The organism is Roseateles chitinivorans (assembly GCF_002761755.1).
In the GTDB taxonomy this organism is placed as follows: domain Bacteria; phylum Pseudomonadota; class Gammaproteobacteria; order Burkholderiales; family Burkholderiaceae_C; genus Roseateles; species Roseateles chitinivorans.
This window is the reverse complement of the sequence record NZ_PEOG01000123.1, coordinates 1-7,606: the sequence shown is the minus strand read 5'-3', so window position 1 is coordinate 7,606 and position 7,606 is coordinate 1. Positions and strand designations below refer to the sequence as shown.

The 7,606-nt window shown below is 72.3% G+C and carries 9 protein-coding genes; 5 read left to right on the top strand and 4 right to left on the bottom strand.

From position 1 onward, the window contains the following. The 3 genes from CS062_RS24505 to CS062_RS24495 all read left to right on the top strand — a co-directional run. On the top strand, positions 1-934 hold a 934-nt coding region (locus CS062_RS24505), incomplete at its 5' end, for an AI-2E family transporter (RefSeq protein WP_158238922.1). Between the two features lie 79 nt (positions 935-1,013). Further along, on the top strand, positions 1,014-3,386 hold the full coding sequence (locus CS062_RS24500; protein WP_099864439.1) for an ATP-binding protein: 2,373 nt from the start codon (positions 1,014-1,016) through the stop codon (positions 3,384-3,386). A gap of 48 nt (positions 3,387-3,434) precedes the next feature. Then, positions 3,435-3,893, top strand: coding sequence for a ferritin-like domain-containing protein (locus tag CS062_RS24495; RefSeq protein ID WP_099864437.1), 459 nt, complete (start codon positions 3,435-3,437; stop codon positions 3,891-3,893). A gap of 66 nt (positions 3,894-3,959) precedes the next feature. Here CS062_RS24495 and CS062_RS24490 read toward each other — a convergent pair whose 3' ends face one another. The 4 genes from CS062_RS24490 to CS062_RS24475 form a co-directional block, all read right to left on the bottom strand. After that, positions 3,960-4,577 (bottom strand): hypothetical protein, encoded by a 618-nt coding sequence (locus CS062_RS24490; protein WP_099864435.1) that lies wholly within the window; start codon positions 4,575-4,577, stop codon positions 3,960-3,962. Then, a complete protein-coding gene (locus tag CS062_RS24485) occupies positions 4,552-5,094 on the bottom strand; it encodes a hypothetical protein (protein WP_099864434.1) in 543 nt (180 codons plus the stop codon). Before CS062_RS24485 ends, CS062_RS24490 begins: the two co-directional genes overlap by 26 nt. A 13-nt stretch (positions 5,095-5,107) precedes the next feature. Further along, positions 5,108-5,473 (bottom strand): ElaB/YgaM/YqjD family protein, encoded by a 366-nt coding sequence (locus tag CS062_RS24480; protein WP_099864432.1) that lies wholly within the window; start codon positions 5,471-5,473, stop codon positions 5,108-5,110. Between the two features lie 100 nt (positions 5,474-5,573). Beyond that, complete coding sequence (locus CS062_RS24475) at positions 5,574-6,077, bottom strand: hypothetical protein (RefSeq protein WP_099864430.1); 504 nt, start codon at positions 6,075-6,077, stop codon at positions 5,574-5,576. A 253-nt stretch (positions 6,078-6,330) separates the two neighbouring features. Here CS062_RS24475 and CS062_RS24470 point away from each other — a divergent pair, with 253 nt between their 5' ends. Further along, positions 6,331-6,861 (top strand): response regulator, encoded by a 531-nt coding sequence (locus CS062_RS24470; protein ID WP_158238921.1) that lies wholly within the window; start codon positions 6,331-6,333, stop codon positions 6,859-6,861. A gap of 22 nt (positions 6,862-6,883) precedes the next feature. Continuing rightward, on the top strand, positions 6,884-7,606 hold a 723-nt coding region (locus tag CS062_RS24465; protein ID WP_143742502.1), incomplete at its 3' end, for a D-glycero-alpha-D-manno-heptose-1,7-bisphosphate 7-phosphatase.

Below are 7,606 nucleotides of genomic sequence, written 5' to 3'. Positions count from 1 at the left end.
GCTGAACCGCGTCGATCGGTGGCGCGCGTCGATCCCGGGCTTCGGCCCGCCGGTCGAGCGGCGCAGCGCGGGCCGCGCCCCCGCTCCGCCCGCCGACCCGGTGCGCGAGCGCCTGGCCAGCGAGGGCGTCGCCTTGACGGCCCAGGTGCTGGGCGGCGGCCTGAAGTTCCTGGTGTCGGCCGCGGCCACGACCATCCTGCTGTACTTCCTGCTGGCTTCCGAACACTGGGTGCTGTCGCGCTGCATCGAGCTGCTGCCCCATCGCCCGCGGCTGCGGGCGATGGTGCTGGGTGGACTGCGCGCGGCCCAGCGCGACATCTCGCGCTACGTGGCCTCGGTCACCGCGATCAACATCGGCATGGGGCTGGTCGTCGCCGGCACGATGTGGATCGTGGACCTGCCCAATCCCGGCCTCTGGGGCGCGCTGGCCGGGCTGCTCAACTTCATTCCCTACCTGGGGCCGCTGATCATGTGCGGCCTGCTGCTGGCGGCCTCGCTGGCCTCGTCGCTCGCCGATGCCGGCTTCGCGGCGATGGCCGCGCCGGTGCTGGCCTACCTCTGCATCCACGGGATCGAATCCAACTTCGTGACGCCGATGGTCATCGGCAAGCGGCTGTCGATGAACCCGCTGTCGGTGCTGCTGTCGGTGATGTTCTGGGGCTGGCTCTGGGGCGTGGCTGGTGCGGTGCTGGCGGTGCCGTTGCTGATCTGCCTGCGCAGCATCAGCCAGCGCAACCGGCACATGCGCCCCGTCGCGGTCTACCTGCGCGGCAGTGACCGGCCCTGCCCTTCGCTGAGCGCACTGCTGCGACCGGCGCCTTCGCCCGCTGCCGCGACCAGCACGACCGCCTCGCCCTCGGCCCCTCCCGCGACTTCTCTCAACGGTCCCGCCGCCGCGGCCCGTCCCGACGCCCTTGAACAGCACCGCCCATAATCTGCCGCCGCGACGCTCCCGCGTCCGCGCCGCCGGCCTCTGGCCGCGGCGGCATGACCGTTCCTCCGCCGCACCGCCCATGCCCCTGCCGATCCGTTCCCGCCTGCTCGTGCTCGTCCTGTCCGTGATGCTGCCGGGCATCATCGCGGCGCTGTGGGTCAGTTGGCAGACCTGGAGCGACGAGCAGGAAGCCACCGTGCGCCACATGCGCGACAGCACGCGCGCGCTGTCCATGGTGGTGGACAAGGAACTGGCGCGCCGCGCCGGCATCGCGCGGGTGCTGTCGCTGTCGCAGATCCTGGACAGCGCGCCGCAGGTCCCGCCCGACGACCTGGCGATGCTGGAGTTGCAGTCGCGCCGGGCGATGCAGGGACTGTCCGGCTGGGTCGAACTGAACGCGCCCGACCGCACCCTGTTCAGCACCCGCCTGGCGAGCGGCCGCGTGCCCGACACGCCGCTGGCGCCCGCCGCCGCCGCATCGGCGCCCGGGCTCGCCGTCACAGGCCCCGCCGTCGTCAACGGCGCCGCCGCTGTCGCGGCCACCCCGGCGCCGCCCGGGCTGCCCACGACGGCCGCCTCGCGTCCGGTGCTGGTCCGCGAGGCCGTCCCGCTGATCGAGCAGGCGGTGATCGGTGATCTCGGCCCGGACCCGGCGACCGGCCAGCTGCGCGCGCAGATCGTCCAGCCGATCGAGCGCGGCGGGCATGTCTGGCTCAACATGAGCATCACCGTCCTGCCGCAGGAGATGCAGCAGATCATCGATGCCCAGCGGCTGCCACCGGACTGGACCGCCACGATCATGGACGGTCGCGGCACGGTCATCGCCCGCCACCCGGGCGGCATCAGCTACGCCGGCCGCACAGGCCCCGAGGACCTCCGGCACCTCATGGCGACGCGCGAGGAAGCGCGCTTCGACTCGGTCAACCTGGACGGCAAGCCGGTGATCGGCTATTTCACCAAGTCGCCGCAAGGGTGGACGGTGGTGACCGCGGTGCCGCGCGACAGCGGCCTGGGCGGACTGGGCGGCCGCACCGCGCTGCAGCCGATCGCCATCGGCGCGCTGCTGCTGGTCCTGGTCGGCATGTTCGGCGCGCTGTGGATCAGCCGGCGCATCTCCGGCCCGATCCACGCGCTCAGCGCGATCGCCAGCGAGCTGCGGGCCGGCGAGCGGGTGCGCGCGCCCAAGACCGGCATGCTCGAATGCGACGAGGTCGCGCTGGCGCTCGAGGACGCCAGCGTCGCGATCCGTCAGGGGCGCTCCGAGCTGGAGGACCGCGTCAACGAGGCCATCGACCGCACCCGCGAGGCCGAGCAGCTCAGTTCCCGTTCGCAGCGCACCGCGGCGCTGGGCCGCTTGACCGGCGGCGTCGCGCACGACTTCAACAACCTGCTGGGCGTCATCAGCAACAGCGCCCATCTGATCCAGCGCAGTCCGCATGCGGAATCGCTGGCCATGCCGCTGGGCGCGATCATGCGCTCGGTCGACGTCGGCAGCCGGCTCACCCAGCACCTGCTGCGGGTGGCGGGCCGCCAGCCGGTGCATCCGCAGGTGGTGGACCTGCGCTCGACGCTCGGCGAGATGAACGAGCTGCTGGCGACGGTGCTGGGCAAGCGCATGCAGCTGACGATGACGATGGCGCCGGACCTGCCGAGCGTGCGGGTCGATCCCTCGGAGCTGGAGCTCGCGCTGATCAACATCGCGCTCAACGCGCGCGACGCGACCAACGGCATGGGCGAGATCACGCTGGAGGCCGGGCGTGCCGCGCCGGGCGACGTGCAGGATCTTGCGCCCGGCGAGTACGTCGCCATCAGCGTCACCGACCGGGGCCCCGGCATTCCCGAGGACCTGCTGGTGCGCGTCTTCGAGCCCTTCTTCACCACCAAGCCGGTCGGCAAGGGGACCGGCCTGGGCCTGAGCCAGGTGCTGGGCTTCTGCGTGCAGGCCGGCGGTACCGCGCGCATCGCCAGCCAGCTCGGCGCCGGCACGACGGTCACCCTGCTGCTGCCCGCGCGCAGCAGCGCCTCCGCCGCCGACGGTGCCGCGCGTGGCGAGGTCTCGCTGCCGGAGGCGCGCGCCAACGCGCTGGCGGGTGCGCGGGTGCTGCTGGTCGAGGACAACGAGGAACTCAACCGCGTCACCGCCAGCCTGCTGCGCAGCTTCTCGTGCCAGGTGCTGACGGCCAAGGACGCCGACGAAGCGCTGCAGCTCTTCGGCAGCGGCGCGGCCGTGGATGTCGTGCTGTCGGACGTGGTCATGCCCGGCTCGATGGACGGCCAGGCGCTGGCGCGGGAACTGCGCAAGCGCCGGCCGGGCCTGCCGGTGGTGCTGATCAGCGGCTACAGCGAGGCGCTCACCGCCGAGTCCTCCTTCATCGTGCTGCGCAAGCCGGCTTCGCCGTCGCAGATCCTGGAAGCGCTGCGACGCGCGATGGGCCTGCCCACGGGTATGTGACTTGCTGAATCCCTGGCATCTCCACTCCCCCCAAACGGAAGGACTGCCATGGACAACAAGGATGTCATCGACGAACTGAACACGCTGATCGAAACCTGCAAGGACGGCGAATACGGCTTCCTCAGCTGCGCCGAGCACGTCAGGAGCGCCAGCCTGCGTGAGGTCTTCGCACAGCGTGCGGCGGACTGCCGCCAAGCTTGCTCGGAGTTGCAGCAACTGGTGCGGCAGCACGGCGGCACGCCCGAGGACGACGGCAGCACCAGCGGCGCGATGCACCGCGGCTGGGTCGCGGTCAAGGGCACGCTGACCGGCTACAGCGACAAGGCCATGCTCGAGGAATGCGAGCGGGGCGAGGACGCGGCCGTGGGGCGCTATCGCAAGGCCGCGCAGAAGGCCCTGCCGGCGGGCGTGCTGGAAGTGGTGCAGCGTCAGCTGGCCGGCGTCCTGCGCAACCACGACCAGATCAAGCTGCTGCGCGACCAGGCTCGCAACGCCGAAAAGGTGTAAGCCACCGAAGGACGCAAAAGAGCGCGCCACCGGCGCGCTCTTTTCTTTGGCGCTCGTCTCTCTGGTTCAGCGCGAACCGTCGCGCGGCGATGGCCCGGCGGTGCCGCCCCGGGCCGCGTCGCGGTCGGGCTCGCTCGCCGCAGGCCCTTGCGCCTGACGCGCCTCCTCGCGCTGCTGTTTGCGGCCCTGGAGGAATCCGGCGATCACGCCCAGCAGCAGCTGCGTCACCTCGGGTCCGAGACGGCCGCGCACCCGGGTCGGCATCAGGCCCCACAGCAGCGTCAGCAGCTGCAGCGTGCCCAGTTCCGGCCGGCTGCCGCCGCTCTCATGGGCCGGGCCGGCGGATTCATGGCCATGCGCGTGGAAGCCGCGAGGGCTCGCATCGCCCCGCTCGCCGCGCGCATGCCGCGCGTGACGGCGGCGCTTGCCGCGCACGAGCCGCCAGAACAGCCAGCTCGCGCCCGTGCCCAGCGCCGGCAGCAGCCAGCGGCTGGGCACCAGCACGGCCTTGCCGCGCTGCTGGAGCGCATCCCAATGCAGCCGGAACTCCAGGTCGCGCCGGACCACCCGCAGCTCGGCCATCTCGATGCGCAGGTTCAGGTCGTCGATCGTCTCCGTCGCGAGGTCGCGGTCGGGGACATCGGGGATGCGGCGGGGATCAGGACGGGGTTGGGGTGTGGCCATCGGCGCTCGGTGCCTCGGGATCCATCGGATCGTTGAACAGCCAGTGGAACTGGCGACGCGAGGCCGGCAGCGCCAGCATCGGCGCCAGCGCCTTTATCGCGGCCACCACCCACAGCAGGAGCAGCAGGTTGATCGCCAGGATGCCGGCGAAGGCCCAGGGCCAGCTCAGCCCCAGGTGAACCGCCAACGCCGCCAGCAGCGCCCAGAGCGCGAGCCAGGCGGTCGCGCCGGCGATCGCGGCGACGACGCCCAGGATCGCCAGGCTGACCAGCCCGTGCCGCGCGCGGCGCAGTTCCAGCGCCAGCAGCAACAGCCGGCCGGACAGCATGCCGCGCGCGGCGCGGGCCATGCCCTGGAGGTCGCCCACCCAGCCCTGCCCGACCGGCGGCACCGGGGCGCCGGTGGAGGCGTCGGCGGTGCTTCCCGGCGTCGCCCCGGCGGGCGGCGACGGCGGTGGCGGGAAAGGCGGTGGAAAGGGCGGCGGGAAGGACGGCGAGGCGTGCGGCACGTCGCTCATGGGCGCGCCGGGCTCAGCGCGTCAGGCGCGCGATCAGCAGGCCCACCGCCACGGCGGTGCCCACGGCCATCAGCGGATGCTCGCGCACGTTCGCGCGCAGGCTGTCGCACCACTCGTTGCCGGTCGTGCGCAGCCGGTCGGCGCGCTCGTGCAGCAGCTCGTTCGTGTCTTCCAGGCTTTTCTGCAATTGCTGCGCCTTCGGCGCGGCGGTGGTGGCGAGACGGTCGATGGTCGCGTGCGCCTTGTCGGCGACGCGATTCACCAGATCGACCGCCGCGGTGCTCGAGGGCGCGCTGCCGTTGGCGATCTTGGCGGCGTCGTCCGCCGTCGTGAACGGCACGGACTTGTCGCTCTTCTCGTTGTTGGGCGTGGTGCTCATGGGAATTTCCTTTCGTCGTGCACGAGGGGCGGCGGGAGTGCCGGACAGGGGGGGGTAAGCGTCGAGATGGCAAGCCGCGTGCCGCCATCGGAGGCCTGATTCAGCGCGGCAGCGGCGGCTTCGGATGGGCGTCCAGGCCGCGGTGCGGCGACTCGGCCACCTGCGGCCGCCCGCCTTCGGGCTCGAGCAGCTCTTCGATGATGAAGTGGCCGTAATACTGGGCGCGCTCGGCCCGGTTGCGGCGCGCGATCTCGGCGATCTCGCGGGCCTGCGCATCGTCCTTGGCCTTGACGACCAGGAAGTGGTAGCCGCGTTCGGCCAGCTCGCCATGGCTGCGCAACAGGTTGATCTCCTGCCCGATCGCCGCCAGCGGGCTGGCATTGCGCAGGTCGCGCTCGACCAGGGCCACCATCTCGCGGTCGCCCACCGCATGCAGGTCGGCCTCGGCGATGCCGTGCGCGGCCAGCGCGGCGCGCGCCTGGCCCGCCTCGGCCGCGCCGGGAAAGCTGATCACCAGGTGATCCACCGGCTTGTGGACGCCGAAGCTGGTGGGACGATCGTCATCGCTGCCGTCGGCGGCGCCGGCACGGGTGCTCGTGGCCATGGGGGGCTCCTTGGAGTGGCGAGTCCTCCTCGGCAAGGCAAGCCTCGTACCCATCGCCCACTTCGCCTTTCCCGATCGCGAAGCGCGCCATCCCAAGCCCCCGACAACATGTCAGGCCCGTTGACGGACCGGTCGTCGGCCGGTTACACCGCTGGAGCCGAATGGCTGACATCCCCAAGGATTGGGGAGAGATCCAGGCATGGGGATTGCCCTTTTTCGCGACCAACTGAACGACCAGGGAAGGAGCGAAACGATGAACGACGGTCTCACGTCGGTGCTGTACATCGAAGACAGCCCGCTCAACGTCATCGTGATGGAGGCGATGTTCGAGCAGCGCCGCGACCTGCGGCTGCATGTGGCCGAAGCCGGCATGCCCGCCTGGCGCCTGAGCGCGCGGCTGCAACCCTCGCTGCTGCTGGTGGACCTGAACCTGCCCGACTGCCATGGCTCCGACCTGCTGAAGCTGCTGCGCATGCGTCGCGGCTGGGCGCAGGTGCCGGCGATCGCGGTGACCGCCGATTCCGACTTCGACGCGCTCGGCGCCGGCTTCCTCGAGCTCTGGGCCAAGCCGCTGGACGTGCGCCGCACGCTGGACCGCCTGGCCGAGCTGCTGCCGCCGCCCCGGGGCGGGCAGCACCTGGGTGCCGAACGATCGGCGCCGACCGTGCCGACCGGCGTCATCATCGACCCCGCCGCCGACAGCCCGCGCCGCGAGCCCGGCATGATGGCGCGGCACAAGCAGTCCTTGGCCCCGCGCCAGACCGATTACGGCTGGATGCGCTGAACGCGCCGCGGAGGCTGCCCTCGTGACTGCCTGGCTTGACGCCCCCCTCACCACCCTCTCCCTCCACGACCTCGATTTCTCCCGCGCCCCGTCCGGCAGGCCGGCGCGTGCGCGGTTGCGCCCGGCGGTCTTCCTGGACAAGGACGGCACGCTGACGGTCCCGGACGACGGGGTCATCGCCGATCCCGCGCGGCTGCGCCTGATGCCGGGCGCTGGCGAGGCGCTGGCCCGGCTGCAGGCCGCGGGGCTGGCGCTGGTGCTGGTCACCAACGAGAGCGGCATCGCCCGCGGCGCGTTCACCCGCGTCCAGTTCGCCGGCCTGCAGGCCGCGCTGCTGCGGCGCTTGAAGGACGAGTTCGGCGTGACGCTCGACGATGTGGCGGTCTGCCCGCATGCGCCGGATGCGCAGGGACGGCCGGCCTGCCTGTGCCGCAAGCCGGCGCCCGGCATGCTCACCCGCGCCGCGCGGGCGCACGGCCTGGACCTGGCGCGCTCGGCGATGGTCGGCGACCTGCTCGACGACGTCGAGGCCGGCCATCGCGCCGGCGCCTCCGGCCTGCTGGTGGACACCGGCGGCGAAACGACCTGGCGACGTTCGCCGCTGCGCGAGCCCGACGCCGTCTTCAGCGACTGGCCGTCGCTGTGCGAGCACCTGCTGCGCGCGCACGCGTCGACCTGGACCGTCGACGCGCAGGACCTGCCGCCGCCGGACCGCTTCGGCGCCGCGATCGCGCCGAAGGACCTG